At 44.6% G+C, this 579-nt stretch carries 1 protein-coding gene and 1 pseudogene; both read left to right on the top strand.

The window, feature by feature from the left end:
• A pseudogene (locus A3738_RS30875) lies at nt 1-310 on the top strand (enoyl-CoA hydratase); the annotation flags it as partial.
• A 67-nt stretch (nt 311-377) separates the two neighbouring features.
• On the top strand, nt 378-579 hold a 202-nt coding region (locus A3738_RS09210; protein WP_231876600.1), incomplete at its 3' end, for a Mur ligase domain-containing protein.

Genomic DNA, 579 nt, shown 5'->3' on the forward strand with positions numbered 1-579 from the left:
GAATGAAGTGGCGATCGGTATGACGATGCACCATGCGGGTATTACGATGGCAAAACATGGTGTGACGGATCGTTATTTGAATCGTTCACTTTATTTGGCGGAAATGTTTGATCCTGAAACAGCTGTTGAAGCGGGTTTTCTAGACGAAATCGTTGAATTTGAAAAAGTTGTCGAGACGGCGATTGAATACGCTAAAGCAACGAAGAAGCTTAATCGTCATGCGCACAAAGGCACTAAGCTTAAAGCGAGAGCTGGGCTTCTTGAAGAAATGGATAGAGCGATTGAGCTCGACGTCAACGGTAGTCTTTAGTTAACAGCATTTGAGTCATATTTTGTCTGTTCAACACATTCATATCTTAGGTATTTGCGGGACCTTTATGGGCTCGCTTGCCGCGCTCGCAAAAGAACAGGGTTTGCGCGTTACGGGTTGTGATCAGGGCGTTTATCCTCCAATGAGTACGCAACTTGAGTCACTCGGTATTGAGTTGATTCAAGGTTTCGATACGCAACAGCTAGATCTCGAACCCGATCTTTTTATCATTGGCAATGCAATTAGTCGTGGTAATGCCTTGCTTGAAG

This window comes from Oleiphilus sp. HI0066, from assembly GCF_001635725.1.